At 42.9% G+C, this 23,092-nt stretch carries 23 protein-coding genes and 1 pseudogene; 12 read left to right on the forward strand and 12 right to left on the reverse strand.

Translation table 11 applies throughout. The features are described from left to right. Positions 1-4 precede the first annotated feature (4 nt). Both Phpb_RS09955 and Phpb_RS09960 read left to right on the forward strand, forming a co-directional pair. Positions 5-355, forward strand: a complete 351-nt coding sequence (locus Phpb_RS09955) for a hypothetical protein (protein WP_082302559.1) — start codon at positions 5-7, stop codon at positions 353-355. A gap of 29 nt (positions 356-384) precedes the next feature. After that, on the forward strand, positions 385-1,644 hold the full coding sequence (locus Phpb_RS09960) for an insecticidal delta-endotoxin Cry8Ea1 family protein (RefSeq protein ID WP_065390201.1): 1,260 nt from the start codon (positions 385-387) through the stop codon (positions 1,642-1,644). 172 nt (positions 1,645-1,816) lie between these two features. Here Phpb_RS09960 and Phpb_RS09965 read toward each other — a convergent pair whose 3' ends face one another. After that, the gene (locus Phpb_RS09965; RefSeq protein ID WP_065390202.1) at positions 1,817-2,596 is read right to left on the reverse strand and encodes an AraC family transcriptional regulator; all 780 of its coding nucleotides are present in this window, start codon (positions 2,594-2,596) and stop codon (positions 1,817-1,819) included. A 102-nt stretch (positions 2,597-2,698) separates the two neighbouring features. Here Phpb_RS09965 and Phpb_RS09970 point away from each other — a divergent pair, with 102 nt between their 5' ends. Next, complete coding sequence (locus Phpb_RS09970) at positions 2,699-3,859, forward strand: Bcr/CflA family efflux MFS transporter (RefSeq protein WP_065390203.1); 1,161 nt, start codon at positions 2,699-2,701, stop codon at positions 3,857-3,859. A gap of 132 nt (positions 3,860-3,991) precedes the next feature. Here Phpb_RS09970 and fis read toward each other — a convergent pair whose 3' ends face one another. The 5 genes from fis to Phpb_RS09995 all read right to left on the reverse strand — a co-directional run bounded on the left by fis (position 3,992) and on the right by Phpb_RS09995 (position 8,144). Then, a complete protein-coding gene (fis, locus tag Phpb_RS09975) occupies positions 3,992-4,288 on the reverse strand; it encodes a DNA-binding transcriptional regulator Fis (protein ID WP_010847912.1) in 297 nt (98 codons plus the stop codon). 25 nt (positions 4,289-4,313) lie between these two features. After that, entirely contained in the window at positions 4,314-5,279 is a 966-nt protein-coding gene (dusB, locus tag Phpb_RS09980) for a tRNA dihydrouridine synthase DusB (protein WP_065390239.1), read from the reverse strand. A 283-nt stretch (positions 5,280-5,562) separates the two neighbouring features. Next, on the reverse strand, positions 5,563-6,453 hold the full coding sequence (gene prmA / locus Phpb_RS09985; protein WP_065390204.1) for a 50S ribosomal protein L11 methyltransferase: 891 nt from the start codon (positions 6,451-6,453) through the stop codon (positions 5,563-5,565). 13 nt (positions 6,454-6,466) lie between these two features. After that, the gene (panF, locus tag Phpb_RS09990; protein WP_065390205.1) at positions 6,467-7,912 is read right to left on the reverse strand and encodes a sodium/pantothenate symporter; all 1,446 of its coding nucleotides are present in this window, start codon (positions 7,910-7,912) and stop codon (positions 6,467-6,469) included. After that, positions 7,902-8,144 (reverse strand): YhdT family protein, encoded by a 243-nt coding sequence (locus tag Phpb_RS09995; RefSeq protein ID WP_065390206.1) that lies wholly within the window; start codon positions 8,142-8,144, stop codon positions 7,902-7,904. Before Phpb_RS09995 ends, panF begins: the two co-directional genes overlap by 11 nt. A gap of 353 nt (positions 8,145-8,497) precedes the next feature. Between Phpb_RS09995 and Phpb_RS10000 the strand changes: the two genes are divergently transcribed. Beyond that, a complete protein-coding gene (locus Phpb_RS10000) occupies positions 8,498-8,851 on the forward strand; it encodes a type II toxin-antitoxin system Phd/YefM family antitoxin (protein ID WP_240492507.1) in 354 nt (117 codons plus the stop codon). Further along, complete coding sequence (locus Phpb_RS10005) at positions 8,841-9,176, forward strand: plasmid stabilization protein (RefSeq protein WP_065390208.1); 336 nt, start codon at positions 8,841-8,843, stop codon at positions 9,174-9,176. Before Phpb_RS10000 ends, Phpb_RS10005 begins: the two co-directional genes overlap by 11 nt. Before the next feature lie 39 nt (positions 9,177-9,215). Here the strand turns inward: Phpb_RS10005 and Phpb_RS23705 are convergent. Both Phpb_RS23705 and Phpb_RS10010 read right to left on the reverse strand, forming a co-directional pair. Then, positions 9,216-9,362: pseudogene (locus Phpb_RS23705) on the reverse strand (RNA-guided endonuclease InsQ/TnpB family protein); the annotation flags it as partial. 116 nt (positions 9,363-9,478) lie between these two features. After that, entirely contained in the window at positions 9,479-9,946 is a 468-nt protein-coding gene (locus Phpb_RS10010; protein ID WP_065390209.1) for a nucleoside deaminase, read from the reverse strand. A 212-nt stretch (positions 9,947-10,158) separates the two neighbouring features. Between Phpb_RS10010 and cynR the strand changes: the two genes are divergently transcribed. Next, complete coding sequence (cynR, locus tag Phpb_RS10015; protein ID WP_065390210.1) at positions 10,159-11,031, forward strand: transcriptional regulator CynR; 873 nt, start codon at positions 10,159-10,161, stop codon at positions 11,029-11,031. A 713-nt stretch (positions 11,032-11,744) separates the two neighbouring features. Beyond that, entirely contained in the window at positions 11,745-12,944 is a 1,200-nt protein-coding gene (locus Phpb_RS10020; protein WP_065390211.1) for a multidrug effflux MFS transporter, read from the forward strand. Positions 12,945-13,955: 1,011 nt separating this feature from the next. Here the strand turns inward: Phpb_RS10020 and accC are convergent. From accC to acuI, 4 genes are all read right to left on the reverse strand, one after another. Continuing rightward, a complete protein-coding gene (gene accC, locus Phpb_RS10025; protein WP_046395108.1) occupies positions 13,956-15,305 on the reverse strand; it encodes an acetyl-CoA carboxylase biotin carboxylase subunit in 1,350 nt (449 codons plus the stop codon). A gap of 12 nt (positions 15,306-15,317) precedes the next feature. Beyond that, positions 15,318-15,788, reverse strand: a complete 471-nt coding sequence (accB, locus tag Phpb_RS10030; protein WP_065390212.1) for an acetyl-CoA carboxylase biotin carboxyl carrier protein — start codon at positions 15,786-15,788, stop codon at positions 15,318-15,320. A gap of 28 nt (positions 15,789-15,816) precedes the next feature. Then, positions 15,817-16,269, reverse strand: coding sequence for a type II 3-dehydroquinate dehydratase (gene aroQ / locus Phpb_RS10035; protein WP_065390213.1), 453 nt, complete (start codon positions 16,267-16,269; stop codon positions 15,817-15,819). Positions 16,270-16,478: 209 nt separating this feature from the next. Next, the gene (acuI, locus tag Phpb_RS10040) at positions 16,479-17,456 is read right to left on the reverse strand and encodes an acrylyl-CoA reductase (NADPH) (protein WP_065390214.1); all 978 of its coding nucleotides are present in this window, start codon (positions 17,454-17,456) and stop codon (positions 16,479-16,481) included. Positions 17,457-18,116: 660 nt separating this feature from the next. Here acuI and mreB point away from each other — a divergent pair. The 5 genes from mreB to rng all read left to right on the forward strand — a co-directional run bounded on the left by mreB (position 18,117) and on the right by rng (position 23,055). Beyond that, on the forward strand, positions 18,117-19,160 hold the full coding sequence (gene mreB, locus Phpb_RS10045) for a rod shape-determining protein MreB (protein ID WP_011148194.1): 1,044 nt from the start codon (positions 18,117-18,119) through the stop codon (positions 19,158-19,160). 110 nt (positions 19,161-19,270) lie between these two features. Next, positions 19,271-20,305, forward strand: coding sequence for a rod shape-determining protein MreC (mreC, locus tag Phpb_RS10050; protein ID WP_036776005.1), 1,035 nt, complete (start codon positions 19,271-19,273; stop codon positions 20,303-20,305). Beyond that, positions 20,305-20,793 carry a rod shape-determining protein MreD gene (mreD, locus tag Phpb_RS10055; protein ID WP_036776004.1) on the forward strand — a complete coding sequence of 163 codons (489 nt, stop codon included), beginning with the start codon at positions 20,305-20,307 and terminating at the stop codon, positions 20,791-20,793. The genes mreC and mreD overlap by 1 nt, the downstream gene beginning before the upstream one ends. 208 nt (positions 20,794-21,001) lie before the next feature. After that, complete coding sequence (locus Phpb_RS10060) at positions 21,002-21,589, forward strand: Maf family protein (protein ID WP_065390215.1); 588 nt, start codon at positions 21,002-21,004, stop codon at positions 21,587-21,589. Then, complete coding sequence (rng, locus tag Phpb_RS10065) at positions 21,586-23,055, forward strand: ribonuclease G (protein WP_065390216.1); 1,470 nt, start codon at positions 21,586-21,588, stop codon at positions 23,053-23,055. The genes Phpb_RS10060 and rng overlap by 4 nt, the downstream gene beginning before the upstream one ends. The last annotated feature ends 37 nt before the right edge of the window (positions 23,056-23,092 follow it).

A 23,092-nucleotide genomic window follows, 5' to 3' on the forward strand; every position in this document is an offset into this window, starting at 1 on the left:
AGGTTTGGGATTTTTGGCAATTGATCAGATCGCAAAAATCGGACTGAGTTCCCTTCCAGTGATCTATTATTTTGAAAATTTATTTAGTGTGGAAGTATTTAGAATAGATACGCCAATAATTCCAGAATCCAGAAAATCTCTGAGAGTTGTCAATACAGGGATAGCAAATAGTGTTACGGCTAAATTTTACTGGTCTCATAGTTTTACCTCTGAATGGTTTGAATCTGGTTCGATAGATGTAGGATTGGGAGAAGAGAAGGTATTAAACGTGCCTAGCAACTCTTTTTATTATAGTAAATTTGTTATCTATAATAACACAGATAAAGTTGCTTATGTGACGGCAAATTTGGTTTAAACATCTTACTTTGATTGAAGGGTTTCATTATGCAAACAGAAAATGTTTTAGACATAAGAACCATTGTGGCTAATGAATATGCTGTAAAAACGAGTGCGTTAGAGTGGGATGTTACTGACATTGTAAAAAACGCAATCATAGGGGGAATATCTTTTATCCCTTCAGTTGGTCCCGCTATATCTTTTTTAGTCGGTTTATTTTGGCCTCAATCGCAAGAAAATATATGGGAAGGGATTGTCAAACAAATTGAGAGGATGATAGAGGAATCCGCGTTAAAGACGATTAAAGGTATCCTTGCTGGTGATATTGCATATATACAAGAGAGAATGGCAACTGTTGCTGATCTTCTTGATAAGCATCCAGGATCAGAAGAAGCGAGGAGTGCTTTTAATAACCTGGCAGAAAATATAGATGGTTATCACAAAAAATTTAATAATTTTTCCGATGATGTTAACTATCAGATATTACCCATGTTTTCTACTACGGTTATGATGCAGATAACATATTGGGTTGCTGGTTTAGAGAGAAAAGATGAAATTGGGCTTAGTAATATCGATATTGAAAAAGTCCGAGGGTTAATTAAAAAGACGGTAGAACAGGCTAATAGCTATATTAATAACATATATGATAGAGAGCTAAATGATGCTCTTAATAACTCGACGGCTGAGACTGTTGCAAATAATGTGATGTCTGTTCATGGTCACTGTCGTTTACATGGAATTGAATATATCAGTATTTGGGATAGATTAAGTGAAGCTGAGTCTGTAAATAATAGAATCTATGTTGATGTTTTAAGTTATTCTACTTTCTTTGATCGTCAAACAGCAAAAGCCAGAATTCAGGCATTGACTCCAGAGAAAGATATGGCTCCACCTCTCAAACCGGCTCTTAATGGAGGAAAGAGAAGAAAGATAGATTCGTTAACGGGACATATTGTGCGTATTGGCGGGGCAGCGAGGGTAGGAGGGCTGACAGTTGTATTTGATGATGGTAGTCGCCATCAATTAGGTACAATATCTGGTGAGACGTCATCTATTTCTCTGAATGGTAGTCGAATTACCAGTTTGGAAGTATGGGGTAATGGTGCTGTTGATCAAGCGGTCTTTACTTTGAGAGATGGTCGTTCATTGTCATTAGGTTCGCCTGGAACATCTCGGTATAGGAAATTTTATGTCGGTGAAAGCCACTATATTGCAGGGATATATTTGTCCAGTGATTACAGCCCATTAGCCGGTCAGGCAGCAAATATTGCTGTATCTTATCAACTGATAAATGACGATGAAAAATAATAGCTTTTAATAAGCATATTTTATATACGTATAGCGTTATTAGCTTTTATTTAGTTATCTTCTTGATTTGATATATTTGCCGGCATTTATATTCATATGGTGAATCATGCTTTTGATGTCGGCAATTTTTGTATATTATCTCAATAACTATTTACTTTAATAACTATTTACTTCAATAATCACGTTCCTTATAAGCAAACATATATTCCCTTGGGGATCGACCGGTCATTTTTTTGAAAAAGAGGATGAAAGCGCTATCACTGGAAAACGCTAATTCATTAGCGACAGATGACAAATTTCCCTGTTTTGCCAGTAATTCTATAGATTTGATCAAACGCCACTGTTGCCGCCACTGCTGGTAACTCAATCCTGTTTTTCGGCGAAATATCCGACTGATGGTTTTCTCACTGGCTCCGATATTCATGGCAAGTATTTTGAGCGGTGGTGGCAGTGTGGTCAGAGGAATACGGGTCAAACGACGGTCAAAAGGGAGAGGTAATAATGTCGGTTCTCTTTTTGCCTGATGGATTTCATCAAGACAAACGGCCAATAGGTTAGCAGTAGCTCCGTGTAACCAATCTGTATTAAAGGGAGAGAGTGCTATTCGTTCTAATATTGCACGTAACAGAGGTGTAACTTCCAATACCTCAACGTGTTCCGCTAAATATCCAATCTGATTTACATCTAAATAAATCGAACGATATCCGACAGAGCCTTTCATTTCTGCTCTATGAATAATACGTGGTGGAATCCAGGCAACCCGAGTTGGTGGAAGTATGCATAGGTGATCTGCCAGGGTGATATTAATGCACCCTTGTTGGGTAAATAATAATTGCCCCATCTTATGTTGATGAAATCCTGAGTCATGCTGACCTAGTTCGGCTGCAATCCCCACTACCGGTACTCCAAGGCTATCAGGATCAAAACTATCATCACGAGAAAGCCATGTCATATTCATGTCTTATTTAATAAATAAATTGTCTTTATTATTGTAATGCGACAATTAAGGAAGTGCTAATTTACGTTTATTGTCTAACTGATTAAGAAAAATACAATGCAACGTAAAATTGGACTTGTGCTGGCAACAGCGTTAATGATGTTTCCACAAATTGTAGAAACCATCTATAGCCCGGCGTTAACCGATATCGCAAAGGAATTTAAAGTGAGTGCCGAACAAGCCGCTCAAACTTTATCTTTATATTTTTTTGCTTTCGCCATCGGTGTGGTGATTTGGGGGCGTTTGTGTGATCTCATAGGAAGACGGCCAACGATATTGAGTGGATTATTACTCTATAGCGGTGCTTCATTAGTGGCATTACTAAGCCGTCAGTTTGAGTTGTTATTGGCGGCCAGAATGTTATCTGCATTCGGTGCCGCAGTAGGCTCGGTAGGAACTCAAACAATAATGAGAGATTCTTATCAAGGAAGTGAATTAGCTCGCGTATTTTCTATCGTGGGCGTAGCTTTGGCAATAAGTCCGGCAATTGGCATGATAAGTGGTTCTATTTTGGTGTACTTCTGGGGATATAAAGGTGTTTTTTTGGGGTTGTCTTTACTCGCGGTATTACTGTCAGGCTGGGTTGCTATTTATTTGCCTGAAACCCGTCCGGTAGCAGTGGCGATAATACCACTCACCAGTACTTTACTTATGATGCTCAAGGATATGGCAATTTGGCGGAATGCCCTGTTGATAGCCCTCTTTAACCTATGTTTGTTCAGTTATTACCAATTAGCTCCATTTAATTTTGAACGGTTAGGATTTTCTCCTGAAATGTTTGGTTACACAGGATTATTTTTGGCATCGGGAGTAGGCATTGGTGCTTGGTTGAATAAACTCTTGCTCAACAAACAGTGGAGTTCATCAAATTTAGTGTTTCTTGCTGCTGTTATTGTTCTGATTGGTGGTGGATTGATAATGGTTCTGGAAGATACTTGGTTGTTTATTCTGCCTATGATTTTGATTGTTGTGGCCTACGGAGTTGCAATTCCTAACATCCTGGCTTCTGCATTGATTAATTATACGGATAGATTGGGAACAGCAGGAGCATTATTGGGTTTGCTATATTATTTGATGTTAGGCACAGGTCTTGCGCTAGCGGGTTGGAACCAACATCTTGGTGTTGTCTTGATATGTTGTGGTTGTTTTATCTTATTGTTGGCTGTAACCAATTATTTCATTTTCAGGCAAAAGAAAGGTTCAATGCAGATTTTATAATTGCCAAGCAACTAAATAATCTGCATTTTATTGCGTAAGGCCCCCAAAATTCGGCATTACTTTTTTTGGTTTGGCAAAAAAGGCACTTTACCAAGAGGTACAGCGCCTTTTTTAATGAACTAACTTTAGTAATTAGTTCATGCCATATTTTTTCAATTTCTTACGCAGTGTGCCACGGTTGATGCCCATCATCAGGGCAGCGCGTGTTTGGTTGCCACGGGTGTATTGCATCACCATGTCCAACAATGGCTGTTCCACTTCAGCCAATACCAGCTCATACAGATCATTAACATCTTGACCATTTAATTGAGCAAAATAGTTCTTCAGTGCTTGTTTAACTGAGTCACGTAAAGGTTTTTGAGTTACCTGATCTTGTGAATTTACAGTAGCAACGGTTAGTACGTCAGAATTTACGCGTTGTTCGAACATAGTTCTGTCAGCTCTTTTCTTTATATTACGCAAAATTTTCGAAATATGCCCCCAACACCTCCAGCTGTTCGCTGGCATCCTCTATGGTGTTGAATGTGCGCCGGAACTGGTCATCAGGAGCATGTTCCCGGAGATACCAAGATACATGCTTACGTGCGATACGGGCTCCCTTGCTTGGACCATAAAAGTCGTGCAATTCCCGTACATGCTCGTTCATCAAATGCTGCACTTCGCCAATCGGCATCGGTGACAGCAGTTCTCCTGTTTCCAGATAATGCTGGATTTCCCGGAAGATCCAGGGTCTTCCCTGAGCAGCGCGGCCTATCATCAGGGCATCAGCCCCGGTGTATTCAAGCACTGCTCTGGCTTTAAGCGGGTCAGTAATGTCACCATTGGCAATAACCGGAATGGCAACAGTCTGCTTAACTGTCCGAATATTGTCGTACTCTGCCTCTCCGTTAAATAAGCAGGCACGAGTCCTGCCGTGGATCGTCAGAGCTTGAATACCACAATGCTCGGCCAATTGGGCAATCTTTACACAGTTTTGTTCTTCTGGCGACCATCCAGTGCGAATTTTTAGCGTAACAGGAACATCTACTGCGTTTACAACGGTAGAAAGAATTTTTTCCACCAATTCTGGGTAACGCAGTAAAGCTGAACCTGCCAGCTTACGATTCACTTTCTTGGCTGGACACCCCATGTTGATATCAATGATCTGAGCACCATTAGCGACGTTGATCTTCGCTGCTGCTGCCATTTCATCAGGATCACTCCCAGCAATTTGCACGGAACGAATGCCCGGTTCGTCACTGTGAACCATACGTAGCCGGGATTTGTCTGTCTTCCAGACCTGTGGGTTGGAAGAAAGCATTTCCGATACTGTCATACCTGCACCCATTTTGTAACATAGTGACCGAAACGGGCGGTCAGTTATGCCAGCCATTGGGGCCGCAATAAGACAGTTTTTCAGCTGGTATTGTCCGATACGCATAAACGAAGAAAGAGTGGCCATACTGTGACTGCAAGGGCGCGTATATTACGCATTTTTCGCAAAATATGAAAGGCCAAACTTTGAGCAAATCGTCATTTGTTACAACTTTTTTCCAACTTTTCTTCTGGGATAAACATAATTATTTATAAATAACATGGTGTTATATGTTATTGGTAAAGTTTATCACTTAGGATATTTCTATCAGCAAGTTTGCTGATAGCACGGATTACCATCAGTAAGTGATCAAAATTCACACTTGCAATAGTATCAAAATAAAATAATTTTAATTTGTTACTACTTTTACCCCAGATATCCGACACCACTCTTCCTGTTCCGCAACAGGATCGATTGCGAATTTATCAGTATAGGCATGAATAACACTTTCTGCCTGATTTGTTAAAATACCCGATAGACCTAACAGGCCGCCCGGTTTTGGTAATGCACCAATGACAGGGGCGAGTTCACGCAGAGGGCCTGCCAAAATATTAGCAATTACTACATCAGATTCAAGATCGATTGGTGCATCTTTCGCCAAATATAGCGTTAAACGCTCCAGAACGCCATTACGTTCTGCGTTGTCTCGGCTGGCCTGAATAGCTTGTGGGTCGATATCTATGCCAATAGCGTGCGTTGCACCGAGCTTTAGCGCAGCAATTGCTAGTATGCCGGAACCGCAACCAAAATCGATAACCGTTTTACCTCCCAGATTGAGGCTGTCCAGCCATTGCAAGCATAATGATGTGGTTGGGTGAGTGCCTGTACCGAAAGCCAGTCCAGGGTCCAGCATAACGTTGACTGCGTTTGGGTCCGGGACATCGCGCCAGCTTGGACAAATCCACAAGCGGTTGCCAAAACGCATTGGGTGGAAGTTATCCATCCATTCACGCTCCCAATCTTTGTCTTCCAGTTGTTCGATTTTATGAATAAATTCTTTACCCAACTGAGGAACGTGTTCGAGCTGGCTGATTACAGCTTTCATATCGGTTTCAGCATCATACAGTCCGATGACATCGGTATCTCCCCATAAACGGGTCTCGCCCGGTAAGGGTTCGAATACAGGATTATCATGGCTGTCTTGAAAGGTGACTGAGACTGCGCCATTTTCTACCAGAATATCTCCAAGGGATTCAGCGAGCTGTCCTGTGGTATTTAATCGAAGTTGTATCCAAGGCATAAAAAATTTTCCTTTAATGAGGTCTGGCCGCTTTTTGCGGTAATCGCTGACCGAGGGTATTGCCCATCCAGAAAGCCAACAGGCTAAGTAGCAATGATGGCACGATAGGGTGGAAGCCCAATAGATGGATATTGAAACTCGCGAGCAAAGTATAGCTAGTCGCCCCTGTAATCATTGAACTGATAGCGCCATAGGCATTGGCTTTTTCCCAATACAGGCCCAAGACTAATGGCCAGAGGAATACGGCTTGTAAGCCACCGAAAGCTAATAGATTCAGCCAGATAATCATCTCGGGTGGGCGCCAGGCGGCTAAAAGTAGCAACAAACCAAGAATCAGGGTAGAAAAACTAGAGATCCGGGCTAGTTTTTTTTCCTGTACGATTTGTTGTGGAAACAAATTTAGATAGAGATCTTTGACGATTGTTGCAGAAGATTGCAGCAGTTGTGCATTAATTGTAGACATAATGGCGGCCATCGGCGCGGCTAGAAAAATTCCGGCAGCGAATGGCGGCAATACAGTGATCATCAATGTTGGGATCACCTGATCGGGAATGGTCAAATCAGGAATAATGGCTCGACCAATTGCGCCAGCTAAGTGCATACCAAACATCAGGATTGTCATGACGATGGTTCCGATGACTATCCCGCGATGAACAGCTTTGCTATCGCGGTAGGAGATGCAACGGACGGCGGTATGAGGTAACCCGATTACTCCAAAGCAGACCAGTACCCAGAACGATGCCATGAAAGGCCCGTTGAGGATATGATCAGCGCCTTGTGGCGAAACCAGCTCAGGATTAATTGCGCGTAATGTGGTAACTGCTTCCGACAGACCTCCCGCCTTATAGATAATCGCTACTAGCAGTAGAACAGTGCCTAACAGCATTACCAGCCCTTGTAGGGCATCATTGAGGACACTTGCTCTAAACCCTCCAAATGCAGTATAGAGAGCGATAGAGATACCGAAAATCATTAATCCGGCGCCATAAGGGATACCCGCAGCCGTTTCCAGCAGGCGTGCGCCGCCAATAAACTGAACGGTCATCGCGCCAACAAAAGCGACTAAAAGACTTAGGCTGGCAAACCAAACCAGAAAACGACTGCCGTAACGGGCATACAACATGTCATTAAGAGTAACGGCATTATAGCGACGGGCGAGAATGGCAAATTTCTTACCTAACACTCCCAGGGAAAGCCATATTGCCGGCAACTGAATCAGCGACAGTAATACCCATCCCAGACCATATTTATAGGCGGCTCCCGGTCCGCCGATAAATGAGCTGGCGCTGATATAGGTAGCGGTAATGGTCATTGCCAATACAAAGCCGCCCATTGAACGGTTGCCAAGGAAGTACTCAGTCAGAAAGGGGCCTTTCTGGTGGCGTCGATAAGCGTAAACTGACAGCAGAAATACCAATGCAAGATAGCCAAGCAGAGGTAAGATAACTTCACTTTGCATTCTCATCCTCCAGCGGGACTTCTTTGAAAATAAACTTCACCATTAACCAGCAGAAGATAATGAATACAACTGGTAGTAACAAACATGCCATTTCAAACCAGCGAGGTAAGCCGGTGACACCGGGAGCTTCGCTAGGTAAATAGGCTGTCAATAGCCAGCCAATAAGATAAGCAAGCGTTAGAAACACGGCCCAAAGGGCTTCTTTATGGGATTGAACAAATCGTTTGTCCATTCGTTCTTCCGGCAATTAAATAAGATGGGAAGAGAAGGATTGTACGGCAAGATGCGAATTCATTCAGGAAAAATGTGATATGTGGTTAATAGCCTGAGTTTTGTTTAAAAATAGCAATGGGCGAAAAAAGAGAGAATCTGTTTATACACTCTTTCAGGCCGCTGACAAACCTCGTTGAAAATAACGGGGTTTCTTTCATTATGAATCAGTTTGTCAAGCGAGAGCGTTGCTGGCGGGAAAGTCTGGGGAGAAGGTATTCTTAACATAGCGGCAAGCTCCGTTTAGTGAACGGAACTTAATTAAAGCAAAGCGCCGGATAAAAAACAGCGTTTTGTCAGTAATCTGAGCAGGCTATGTCCATATACAGCCCATATATGGACTCATTGGTGATTTGGGTATATTCTTTCATTGGGAGTTGTATTTCATTATTGGAGAACGCTATGACCCTATTTACTTCGCCACGCATAACTACAGTATCAGCATTCAAGAAAGAACTGGCTTCTATGGATGTTTCCGACCCCGTAGTCGTCACGCAAAATGGAGAACCTCTCTACGTGGTTCAAGATCCTGTTCAGTTTGAAGTGCAGCAGGAGCAGATGGCCCTGTTACGACTGCTATCTTTTGCTGAAAAGGACGTGCAAGCAGGCCGGACAGTTTCATCTGCCAACCTTAGGGCTGGGCTGAAAGGATTGGTTGATGAGATTTGAGTATTCTTTTGCATTCCGGGACCAGCTCCATGACCGGTTCTACTATTTGGCAAGACATATAGGCCAAATCGCTACTCAAGAGCTTCTTGATAGTTTCATTGCTGGATTTGAGGGAAGGGTAAACGGCCATCCTGAAAGCACTCCATTATGTATAGAAGCAGCAGATCTTGGTTTCACCACTTATCACGATTATGTTGACCCCAAACTCCAGTTGAGAGCTATTTACCGTTTTTCTGAGTCAGAAGGTATCGTTTATCCATTACTGTTTTTAAGTACCAAGCAAAGTATTAGGCAGGCGCTTATTCAATACTGTCTACGCCAGTGACTGCTCCCCGCCGTAAAAAACGGCGAGGCTTCCCACTTCTCAGGCCGCAACCGTCTTTATAACGGATTGACGCTGGCCTCCGTGGGCAGAGACGACGAGTCCCGCCGCCTGTAATTCTCTCGTGCCCTTGCGCTGGATGTTGATCGTTGCGTTGATATCACGATCATGTTCGACACCACAGCAAGGATAATCCAAAGTAGAAGTTTTTAAAATCCCGATAATGTGACATATGAAAGGCAATCACGATGGTCATATCGCCATGTCGATCTCAAATTCTGGATGTCCGACCAGAAGCCAGAGAATCACTTCTTGTTCAGCTTTTGCCAGCGCTGGTACACCTTGATAGCGCTTTCGTCCTTCTTTTGGATCATGGGCAGGCGGCGTTCCTCGATGGGCTTCGCGTACTCTGCGTAGAACGTATCCAGCTCGAAGTACCTGCGATCATCCTTGTAGAATGGTGCGTAGTCTTCACGCGTGGTGATGTAGATAACCTGTTTCGGACTACAGTAGTAGAGCGAGCCTAAGCACATAGGGCAGGGGCTGGCGAGAATGTAGATATCGCAGTCGGTCAGGTGCTCGGTCCCGAGCTTCTTGCACGCTTCTCGTACAGCCAGGATTTCCGCGTGTGCGGTCGGATCGCAGGTCTGTGCTACAAGGTTCGGGCTTTCAGCGATGATGTCGCCGTCACGTACGATTACGGTGGCGAACGGCCGGCCCCCTTGTTCCACATTTTTCATCGCAAGGTCGATAGTGCGTTTTACAAAATTCATAGAAAAAACCTCATTGAAAATAGATTGAATCAAAGCGTGGTTACCGGCTCAGAGAGTTTGCGCTGGAATTTCAGAAAGCCTTTGATGATCTCTTTCATGATTGATCTCTGTGTCGTGTAACGAAAAGATGGATTGAAGATTACTTTCGGATATCCATAAGGTAAAAGACTGATTTATTATGCACTCCATAGGCATACCTTATGGAGACCCACATGCTTTTACGACATATCAACTATTTTCTTGCCGTGGCCGAGCACCACAGCTTCACGCGTGCCGCTACAGCCTTGCATGTGTCCCAGCCGGCATTGTCGCAGCAGATTAAGCAGCTTGAGGAAACCCTTGGGGCGCAACTGTTTGATCGGACCGGACGTACCATGCGGCTGACGGATGCTGGCGAGGTCTATTTCCGCTATGCACGACGGGCATTACAGGACTTGGAGGAAGGAAAGCGTGCGATCCACGATGTTGGTGACCTGAGTCGCGGTTCTCTGCGTATTGCCGTTACGCCGACGTTCACGACTTATCTTATCGGCCCCTTGGTCAAGTCGTTCCACAATCTCTATCCCAACATCACGTTAACGGTTCGGGAGATGTCGCAGGAGCGCATTGAAGAGCTTCTGGTCGATGACGAACTTGATGTCGGGATTGCGTTTGATGAGATCCACTCGCCTGATATCGATGCACAACAACTTCTGGTGGAGACGCTAGCGCTGGTCGTTGGTAAGGAGCATCCCCTTGCAAAGTGTCGAACGATGAGTCTGAAAGCCTTGAACAACGAGTCTCTGGTTCTCCTGACGTCCGAATTCGCTACACGGAAGCAGATCGATCGTTATTGTAGGCAGAACGACATTTGTCCCCGCGTTTTGATGGAGGCCAATTCGCTAAGTGCTGTCATTGAGATCATCCGACATACAAGCCTTGCCACATTGCTGCCGGCAAAGATTGCCTGTGATCGGGAGGAATTGGTTTCGATTGTTCTAACCCCCTCGCTGCTACAAAGAACCGCGGTTCTCATGCAGCGAAAAGGAGCTTACCAGACGGCTGCGGCACGGGCGTTTATCGAGCTTGCTCGTTTTCGTCAGTAAACTTAGTGGCCGACAACATATTTAAGCAGCGCAGAGTCAACGTCTTCAAAGGTATTGACGTTAACTACGGCATAATCGCGACCGTTAATTTGTCTGATGACAACAGGCGTTACTCCGTATTGACTACAGATGTGAAACTGCGCTGTACCTGTTTCAAAAGAGTATTTATGTAGAAATTTTTGTTCTCTGATATTCAGCCTAAGCTGCCCTACTGGAAATGATGTCCAGACTGCATTGTACTTGGTACAAAAAGGCAAGTTCATATTCGTGCAGTAATCTAAAAATGACTTTTTAGTATTATATGCTGTGTTTTGTGTTTTTTTTATTCATTTTTGAACTTAAATTCTATATTTTTTTGTTTGCTAAAAGTGATGTTGATGTTACTATTTTTTTAATTGATATTTACATGAATTTATTTTTGTAAAAGTTAATTATTGAATAAGTTGTGTAAAAGTATCCCACTATTTGGAGGAATTATTTATAGAGTAAAAGTTATTAATCTGAAAAGCGGATGGGGTTTAATTTTCATGTTGTTATGGAAATCTCCTGGTTCTTGCAGTACAAGGTAATATGCAAATTAATTTATTATCTTTTTACATGCAAGGTATTGATATTTCATTAAATAAGTGATTATGCTCATTTAACTGGCTCGTATTTTTTTATACGGAATTTATTTTGGGATAATGTTTATTATATCGATTGGTTAATGGCCTATGAGCAACAAAACTTTATCTTTATTATTTATCGTTTTAATGGCTTTTCTTTCTATGGGGGGACTGGTTTCATCAGATATATTCCTACCCGCTTTAAGTAAAATGGGAAACTATTATCACGTTAGCGAATCTAGTATACAAAGTGCAATAGCTATATTTCTATTTGGTATAGCCTTTTCTCAACTTATTTATGGACCATTAAGTGATTGTTTAGGAAGAAAAAGGGTTCTTATTTCTGGGATGATTATATGGCTGATTTCAACAATTGGTATTTTTTACAGTACGCATATTAGTGAGTTACTATTATTGCGTTTATTCCAGGGAATAGGCGCTTGTGCGGGTATTACATTAAGTCGCGCCATTATTAGTGATCTGATGGGGAAAGAAGAGGCAGCCAATTTGTATCTGATTATTTTCCCTTTTGTGGGAATGTCACCCGCTGTCGCACCAATAATCGGAGGTATGTTAAGTGAGTATTATGGTTGGAAAGCCTGTTTTTTATTTCTTACTTTATTTATAACAGCCACGCTTATGTTGTGTTTGCTAGTTCTGAAAGAATCACTACCAATAGAAAAACGTCAAAATTTGAGTGTTAAAAATATATTGGTTAGTACTTACCAAGTGATAATAAATAAAGAATTTCTTTACTATGCAGCAATACCTTGTTTCGCTTATACGGCATATTTTTCTTATTTGATTGAATCGCCATTTATTCTTACCGCTATGGGATTGTCAGAAAAATATGTTGGTTACACCTATATAATGCTCTCTTTAAGTTATGTGTTGGGAAATCTTACTGCTAAAAAATTAAGTCGCCGGCAAGGCGTGAGAAAGACGATTTCTCATGGCTATTTTATCTTTGCTGTTGGCGGTATTGCTTTCACGATACAAATGATTTTTAGCTCCTACCCATTGATAACGTCTGTGCTAACAATATCAGTATTGACCTTCGGTAATGGTTTTTTATTGCCATTAGGTACTGCATCGGCAATTACCACTCATTCTCAAGCGGCTGGGACAGCTTCCGGCGTAATGGGAACCTTGCAATTAGGCAGTGCGGGACTGGCGTCATTACTTATTGGTTATCTATCTCACCATGAACCTATTAGGGTGGCATCTATCATCACAGTTGTTTCCTTGGTCGGTAGTATTATTTATATAAAGGGTAATAGAGGTGATAAAGAAATAAGTGAAAAATAAATAATTTAAATTACAGTCTCTTTGAAATCTGTTATCGTAATAGTTCTTTTAAATAAACCTATCTTTAATCTGAGTAGTTTTAATAAATCACTACCTTTGATGTTTTTTCGGATAATTCCCCTTTTTTTCAGGGCGTTAATCCCCATCTATTCGGATAATGTTCTTTTGCGTGCTGATTTCTTTTCGACTTTCTTTTAATGGTTTATGACTTCGATTAAATACAATTAACTCTCCTTTTGAAAAATTGCGCTTATTAGTCGAATCCGCCAAGCTTTAATATATTTGTATTTTCGCTTTCAAATGGTCATGGTAGATTAGGTAATTATAAAATAAATGGAGTATAGCATCGTTGGTAAATGCATTAAATATGGCAGGAAGTAAACTGTTTTTTAGTCATTCTGTCTTGCCTAAAAATCTGGTATTAATCGGAGCCTATTTTTTTAACCTTATGTTTGATGGATAACTGGGTTAATCACCGCTAAAAAGGTGCTTGAGATAGCTGAAAAAGGGAAAAGTAGCTCATTTCTTTAATCATCTTTAATGCTTTTAAACATTTTTGTTCTTTTTTCCATGTCTAATTTAAAAGCTTTTCAGTTTTTTTAACGATTATCCTCATTTTTCGTAAACTTCTTTCAGGTATACAAAATCTTTTTTTGAGAAATTTTTTTAATGCGGTTAATAGATTTAAAAACCGTTTTTCCTGATGTTTTCTCTTCCAATATCAGTATAGTACCGAGTTTTTTACCTGCTTTAAAAAATCTTTAATTATTTTCGGTTTTACTTTTAATGACTAACGTTTTTACCGGTTTTTTCGTGATGCGTTTGCCCTTTTTACAGATTCTAAAATCACACTGATTTTACCTCAAGGTGGGTTTTTAAAGTGGCGGTAAACTCCGTTTGGCGAACAGAACTCGATTAAAACAAAGTGTCGGCTAAAAAGCGGTGTTTTGTCAGTAATCTGAAGGAGCGTTTAAGCGCTCCTTCAAAGGTATTGATGTCATTAAACCGGTTTTAAGTTTCCTGTAATCCCAGTTTTTTCTCCAGATAGTGGATATTAGTGCCACCATTCTGAAAGTTTTCATCATTCATAATCGTCTGTTGAAGCTCGATATTTGTCTTGATGCCGTCAATGATCAATTCTGCCAATGCATTTTTCATACGGGCAATGGCATTGTCTCGATTTTCACCGTAAGTAATCAGCTTACCAATCATTGAATCATAGTAAGGGGGAACGGTGTAGCCAGCATAAATATGCGATTCCCAACGTACGCCAAATCCACCTGGTGAGTGGAAACGGGTAATTTTACCTGGGCTTGGCAGGAACGTTTTCGGATCTTCGGCGTTGATACGACACTCAATGGCGTGACCACGAATAACAACATCTTTCTGCTTAATTGAGAGTGGCATACCTGCGGCAATCCGCAATTGCTCTTTAATCAGGTCAACACCGGTAATCATTTCTGTAACGGGATGTTCGACCTGAATACGGGTGTTCATCTCAATGAAATAGAATTCGCCGTTTTCATACAGGAATTCGAACGTACCGGCGCCACGATAGCCAATTTCGATACATGCGTTAGCACAGCGTTCACCAATGCTGCGACGCATTTCTGGTGTGATGCCTGGCGCAGGGGCTTCTTCGACAACTTTCTGGTGACGGCGCTGCATAGAGCAATCACGTTCAGCCAGATAAATGGCTTGACCTTGACCGTCGGCCAATACCTGGATCTCAATATGACGTGGATTCTCAAGGAATTTTTCCATGTAAACCATATCGTTATTGAAAGCAGCTTTTGCTTCCGCACGGGTCATATTGATTGATTGTTCCAGATCTTTATCGCTGCGGACGACGCGCATACCGCGACCGCCGCCGCCGCCAGACGCTTTGATGATGACAGGATAGCCGATGCGTTTAGCGAAGGCTTTGTTTTTCTCTGTGTCATCAGACAATGGGCCGTCAGAGCCAGGTACACAAGGAACGCCCGCTTTTTTCATCGCATTGATAGCAGAAACCTTATCACCCATCAGGCGGATCGTTTCTGCTTTTGGACCGATAAAAATAAAGCCGGAACGTTCAACCTGTTCAGCAAAATCCGCATTTTCAGACAGAAAACCGTAGCCAGGGTGAATAGCCACAGCACCAGTGATTTCCGCCGCAGAAATAATCGCTGGGATATTCAGGTAGCTTTTTGCAGAAGCTGCCGGGCCAATACAGATAGTTTCGTCTGCCAGCAGTACGTGTTTTAAGTCACGATCCGCAGCTGAATGTACCGCAACGGTTTTGATCCCCAACTCTTTACAAGCTCGCAGGATACGCAGGGCAATTTCACCACGGTTAGCAATTACAATTTTATCAAGCATGGGAACGCCTCGTTATTCGATGACGACCAATGGCTCGTCAAATTCAACGGGTTGACCGCTTTCCACAAGAATCGCTTTAACCACACCTGCTTTGTCGGCTTCGATCTGATTCATCATTTTCATTGCTTCAACGATGCAGAGGGTATCACCTACATTGACACGGTCACCGATGTTGATAAATGGTTTCGCATCCGGGCTAGGCGTACGATAGAAAGTACCTACCATTGGGGAACGAACAACGTGACCGTCGATTGCAGCCGATTTGTCGTTGGTTGTTTCTGGCAGAGAGCGAGAAAGCGCGATAGCGTCAGCTAACGCAGGTTGTTGTGCTTGAACGGGAATATATTGTTGAGCTGCCGGAAAACTCTGGGGGGCTAATGCGCGGCTGATGCGCACTGACTCTTCCCCTTCAGAAATTTCCAGTTCAGAGATGCCAGATTCTTCAACCAGCTCGATCAGTTTTTTTATCTTACGAATATCCATGAGTGTGATTCCGTACTCTTCTGTTTAATTAGTTGAGTTTTGACAAGCGGTTTACCGCTGCCTGTAATGCAAAGCTATAGCCATCTACCCCTAAACCGCTGATGACACCAACAGCAAGATCTGAAAGATATGAGTGATGACGAAATGGCTCGCGTGCGTGAACATTGGAGAGATGGATCTCAATAAATGGGATCTTCACTGTCAGCAATGCATCACGCAGTGCCACGCTGGTGTGCGTGAATGCAGCAGGGTTAATCAAGATAAAATCGGTATTACCCTGTGCAGAATGAATTCTATTTATCAGCTCAAATTCCGCATTGGATTGCAGGTGACTGAATTTGACCCCTAACTGATGGGCCTCTTCAGACATTTTGCTGACGATATCACCAAGTGTTAAGTTACCATAAATATCAGGCTCCCGAGTTCCTAACATATTTAGGTTAGGGCCATTGAGGAGTAAAATGTGAAACTTGTCTGCCATTGTGCTGGTATCTCCGGCAATTTGTCAACAATGCGCCAACATAATCCGATATTAGCGATTTGTCATCTTTTTGTAACAGCCACTTAGTTCATTTCGGCGATAAAGCGCGACATTATAATGATATCGTAGCATTTAGCAGCTAAATACTGGTCTTATCAGAAAAAATGTCAAGAATAAAACCACTGTACTTTAGAGGTTAATCACAATTCTTAACGAACTCTTACCAATGTACGTCCTGTAACCTGGTTAGCTATCAATTTATTGGCGTATTCTACAGTTTGGTCCAGTGTTATCTCTGTCGTTGCCCGCTGATAAAAAGAAGCCGGTAATAGCTTTTGCAGGCGTTGCCACACGGCAGGTCGCTTGGCTGATGGAACCGTGACAGACTCTACGCCTTGCAGACGTACATTACGTAAGATAAATGGCATCACTGTTGTTGGCAGATTTGCATTACCGGCAAGGCCACAGGCGGCAACAGTGCCGTTATAGTGAGTTTGAGCCAGTATTGTTGCCAGTACATTATCGCCTACCGTGTCGATGGCTCCGGCCCAAAGTTGTTTTTCCAGTGGGCGAGGTGGTTGGCTAAATTCATGGCGCGGCAAAACCTTTTTTGCCCCTAGAGATAACAAATATTCATGATTTTCTGGTCTGCCGCTAACAGCGACAACGGAATAACCCAGTTGTGAGAGTAGGGCTATCGCAGTACTGCCTACACCACCACTGGCGCCTGTCACAATGACATCACCACTTTCTGGTTTAACGCCGCCTTGTTCCAAGGCGATAACGCATAGCATGGCGGTAAAGCCAGCAGTACCAATGATCATTGCTTGTCTGCTATCTAAACCGGCGGGTAAGGGTGTTAACCATTCTCCTGAAACTCGGGCTTGTTCCGCCAGACCACCCCAATGATTTTCTCCTACCCCCCAGCCGGTTAATAATACATGTTGACCGATATGAAAACGGGGATCTTCGGTGCTGTGTACAATGCCAGAGAAATCAATACCCGGTATCATTGGGAATTGGCGGATAATTTTTCCTTTACCTGTAATGGCTAATGCATCTTTATAGTTCAGCGTTGACCAGTGAATATCGACGGTAACGTCTCCTTTGGGAAGATGAGCTGTGTCAATTTCTTCAATGGATGCTGATAATTGGTTCTGTTGTTGTTTGAGTAGCAGGGCTTTCATTATTGTTCCGTTCTCTGTAATTGATTTGTCATTCAATTAAGGATAGATAAAAATGGGTGATTTACATAAGGTATATAAGAAAAAATAAAGTTTTGATGGATTATAAAACAGAATTTATTTGCATTTTTATCTGTAATCCCATTGTCATATTCCAGCTTTGTTGCATATGGTGTTCTATTTCAGAAAATTCTGTTTTTTATTATTTTTTAGCAGAAAGTATTGTATTTTAGTCACAGTTTATTACATCATTAATTTGCTCACTACACAGACTACTTACTTGTAGTTTAAGTATAGGTAATGGTGAGCTGAGGTATGAGTTTATAGGTATGAGCTTGATGTGAGCTTACCGGGATAACTATTGGTCAAAAAGCAGCAGCGGATTTAGCCGGTACGGTACCAGTGGCGCCATAATGCTGAATTATGCAAAATCAGGCAGTTCTTGCATTTCGTTATGGAGCAATTGGTAAAATTAACCCATTTTTATGCAGTTTTTTTCTGCTCCGTTTGGGAGAAGTAACGTAGAATATCGCGTTGTTGATATGAATAACGTAGCCACTTTTTTATTGAAGCAGGTGCTTGTGCGCCTTGTCGCTGCTTCATGTGGTTGGTAGAGTAGACGGGTTTCGTTCCGTCCCCAGCTTGCAGGATTATCCTTTCGCTATGTTTAAAAAATTTCGTGGCATGTTTTCCAACGACTTGTCTATTGACTTGGGTACCGCCAATACCCTTATTTACGTCAAAGGTCAGGGTATTGTATTGAATGAACCTTCTGTTGTCGCAATCCGTCAGGATCGTGCTGGTTCATCGAAAAGTGTTGCTGCCGTTGGGCAGGAAGCAAAGCAAATGCTGGGTCGAACACCGGGTAATATTGCGGCAATTCGTCCGATGAAAGATGGCGTGATTGCCGATTTTTATGTTACCGAGAAGATGCTGCAACACTTTATTAAGCAAGTTCATAGCAACAGTTTCATGCGTCCAAGCCCGCGAGTTTTGGTTTGTGTACCTGTTGGCGCAACTCAGGTTGAGCGTCGGGCAATCCGTGAGTCGGCGCTCAGTGCCGGCGCTCGTGAAGTATTTTTGATTGAAGAGCCTATGGCTGCGGCGATTGGTGCTGGCTTACCTGTTTCTGAAGCCACTGGCTCAATGGTTGTGGATATTGGCGGCGGCACCACAGAAGTGGCGGTTATCTCTTTGAACGGGGTTGTTTATTCTTCGTCTGTGCGTATCGGTGGTGATCGCTTTGATGAGGCGATTATCAATTATGTTCGTCGTAATTATGGTTCTCTGATTGGTGAAGCGACGGCTGAACGTATTAAACACACAATCGGCTCTGCTTATCCTGGCGATGAGATGTTGGAGATTGAAGTTCGTGGTCGTAACCTGGCTGAAGGTGTGCCACGCGGCTTTACGCTTAACTCCAACGAAATTCTTGAAGCTCTGCAAGAGCCTTTAACGGGTATTGTCAGTGCTGTCATGGTCGCCCTTGAGCAATGTCCGCCGGAATTGGCCTCCGATATTTCAGAACGAGGCATGATCTTGACTGGTGGTGGTGCATTATTGCGCAATCTTGACCGTTTACTGATAGAGGAAACGGGTATTCCAGTCATTGTTGCGGAAGATCCGTTGACATGTGTTGCCCGTGGTGGCGGGAAAGCACTTGAAATGATCGACATGCATGGCGGTGAGCTCTTCAGCGAGGAGTGAGTGTTAACTTGCAAGTGAGGGAGGAATGACGGGCAGCTCAGACCTCCTTGCTATTGCTGTCTGGGAATTCCATTGTTTATGAAACAGTACAGTTTGGAATAGCGCAGCTTATGAAGCCAATTTTTAGCAGGGGGCCTTCCCTGCAATTACGACTTTTCTTTGCTGTTATTGTTGCCATTGCTTTGGTTGTGGCAGACAGCCGTCTTGATGCTCTCAGTAAAGTTCGTAATTATATGGATACGGTAGTTAGTCCATTTTATTTTCTCGCCAATGGCCCGCGTCAAGTGCTTGATGGTGTGTCAGAAACCCTTGCCTCCCGTGAACAACTTCGATTGGAAAATCGTGCTTTACGCCAAGAATTATTGATGAAAAACAGTGATATGCTGTTATTAGGGCAGCTTAAACAGGAAAACTCCCGCTTGCGTGAGCTATTGGGGTCGCCTTTACGTCAGGATGAACACATGATGGTGACGCAGGTGATCTCCGGTAGGGCTAATCCTTATAGTGATCAGGTCGTCATCGATAAGGGATCAAGGGAAGGCGTTTATGAAGGGCAACCTGTTATCAGTGATAAAGGCATTGTGGGTCAGGTGGTTGCTGTCAGTCAGTTTACTAGCCGGGTATTACTGATTTGTGATACGACCCATGCTTTGCCAATCCAGGTCTTACGTAATGATATCAGGGCGATTATTGCTGGTACGGGTTGCGCTGATGATTTGCAGTTTGAGTCATTACCAAGCAACACAGATATTCGGGTTGGGGATGTGCTGGTGACTTCTGGGTTAGGCGGCCGCTTCCCGGAAGGTTATCCGGTGGCGGTGGTTTCGTCAGTTAAAGTCGATAATCAGCGGGCCTATACGGTGATTCATGCTCGGCCAACAGCAGAATTACAGCGTTTGCGTTATTTGTTGTTATTGTGGGGGGCGGATAATAATCCATCTGAACCACTGCCTCCCTCAGAGGTTTATCGTGTAGCTAATGAACGTTTAATGCAAATGATGCCTCAGGTATTGCCGCATGCAAATGAAATGGGACCACCAGCGCCATCGTCTGTTTCTGATGAAACAACCAAGACAACAGAAAGAGTGAAAAATGCTGAATCGACAATAACGTCTGCTAAATTTATAAATTCGGGAAATCGTTAATGAATCAATACCGGAGTCATGGGCGTTGGATCATTTGGTTATCTTTCTTGATTGCAATGGTGCTGCAAATTATGCCGTGGCCGGAGCAAATTTATATGTATCGGCCAACCTGGTCGGCACTATTGTTGATTTATTGGGTGATGGCGTTACCTCATAGAGTCAGCGTTGGTACCGGTTTTGTATTGGGGATCATCGTAGATTTGATTCAGGGGGCGACACTGGGTGTTAACGCTTTGTCTTACAGCCTTGTGAGTTATTTGGTGTCATTTAAGTTTCAATTGTTCCGCAATATGGCGCTTTGGCAGCAGGCTTTGGTCGTCGTTGCTTTATCGATACTGATGGATTTCAGTGTTTTTTGGGCGGAGTTTTTGTTATCAAATGTTGCTTTTCATCCAGAAGTATTCTGGAACAGTTTGGTCAATGGTATTCTTTGGCCGTGGTTGTTCCTGTTAATGCGAAAAATCCGTCGTCAGTTTAATGTACACTAGTGGTCGGATCGCAGTTTTTAATGTCCTGATAGAGCTTATTCCAGCAGGCGTTACTGATGCAGGCCATTCTTTCCAAGTAACTTGAGGATATGAGTAGTGTGTATAATCGGAGCGTACATAATGTACGTGAGGATTAAACTCTGCTCTGGGTTCAAAATGGCAAATGAAATAGCCTAATGAGATAGGTAGTAGTAAGGACGATATCATCATGAAAACCCTTTATCTGGCTTCCGGTTCACCAAGGCGGCGTGAGCTGGTTGAATTATTGGACTTTAAATTTGAAATTCTTTCTCCTCAGGTAAAGGAGCAATGGCAAGAGGGTGAAACTCCGCGTCAGTATGTTAGCCGATTAGCAAAAGATAAATCTCTGGCGGGAGTTGCTATTGCACCAGAGGATTTTCTGGTGTTGGGAGCGGATACTGTTGTTGTATTGAATGGTAAGATTCTCGAAAAACCGCGTAGTGAACAACATGCTGTTGAAATGCTTAGTGCGCTTTCTGGTCAGTGTCATCAGGTGATTACAGCTATTGCTTTATCAGATAGTCAGCGTACCTTAAGTGATATAGTCGTTACAGATGTAACCTTTCGCCAATTATCCACGCAGGAAATTTTGGATTATGTAGCAACCGGTGAGCCGATGGACAAAGCGGGTGCTTATGGTATTCAGGGAAAAGCGGGTTGCTTTGTTAAAACGTTGAATGGGAGTTATCACTCAGTTGTTGGTCTGCCATTGGTGGAAACGCACGAATTAATCACAAAGTTTTTTGTGTTAGTTGATGGGGAGGGGAACACATGACAGCAGAGTTATTAGTCAACATCACACCGTCCGAAACACGTGTTGCCTACATTGATGGTGGGATTTTGCAAGAAATCCATATTGAAAGGGAAGTTAAAAGGGGAATTGTCGGCAATATTTATAAAGGTCGTGTAAGTCGGGTATTACCGGGGATGCAGGCTGCTTTTGTTGATATTGGTCTGGAAAAAGCCGCCTTCCTTCATGCTTCAGATATTGTGCCTCACACGGAATGTATTGCCGGTGAGGAGCAAAAGAACTTTCATGTCAAAGATATTGCTGAGTTGGTTCGTCAGGGACAAGATTTAATGGTTCAAGTGGTGAAAGATCCCCTTGGTACTAAAGGCGCTCGGCTAACTACGGATATTACCTTACCTTCCCGCTATCTGGTATTTATGCCCGGAGCTTCTCATGTCGGGGTTTCACAACGTATTGAAAGTGAAGGCGAGCGTAATCGGCTGAAAAATATTGTCGCTGACTATTGTGATGAATATGGCGGTTTCATTATTAGAACGGCTGCCGAGGGCGTTGGCGACGAAGAATTAGCTCAGGATGCGGCTTTCTTGAAACGTCTATGGAGTAAGGTGATGGAGCGTAAAAAGCGCAATATCACTAAAAATAAACTTTATGGCGAATTGGCTCTGGCCCATCGTATTTTGCGAGATTTCGCCGGTGCGGCCCTTGATCGTATTCGTGTGGATTCTCGTTTAACGTTTACTCAGTTACAGGAATTTATTCGCGAATATATTCCTAAAATGACAGCCAGATTGGAACTTTATAACGGTAATCAGCCTATATTCGATCTGTTTGATGTAGAAAATGAAGTTCAGCGAGCACTTGATCGAAAAGTTGAATTAAAATCAGGTGGTTATTTAATTATTGACCAAACTGAAGCGATGACCACAATTGATATTAATACCGGTGCATTTGTTGGGCATCGCAATTTGGAAGAAACTATTTTCAATACCAATATTGAGGCGACGCAAGCTATTGCCAGGCAATTAAGGCTGCGTAATCTGGGTGGTATTATTATTATCGATTTTATCGATATGAATAGCGAAGAACATCGTCGACGGGTATTGGCTTCTCTTGAGCAGGCTCTGAGTAAAGATCGTGTTAAGACGACGATTAATGGTTTTTCCCAACTCGGATTGGTGGAAATGACCCGCAAGCGGACTCGTGAAAGTATAGAACATATACTTTGTAGCGATTGTCCTACTTGTAAAGGAAGAGGAACCGTAAAATCGGTTGAAACTGTCTGTTATGAGATTATGCGTGAAATTGTGCGTGTGCACCGGGCAGTCGACGCCGATCGTTTCCTTATTTATGCCTCGCCAGCAGTGGCCGAAGCGCTGAAAAGCGAGGAATCTCATGCACTGGCGGAAGTGGAGATTTTTGTCGGCAAACAGGTAAAAGTTCAGACAGAACAGCTCTACAGTCAGGAACAATTTGACGTAGTTATGATGTAACCATCCAAATTTGCTGACATAACAGCATTGGTAACCA

The organism is Photorhabdus namnaonensis (assembly GCF_001684335.1).
GTDB lineage: Bacteria > Pseudomonadota > Gammaproteobacteria > Enterobacterales > Enterobacteriaceae > Photorhabdus > Photorhabdus namnaonensis.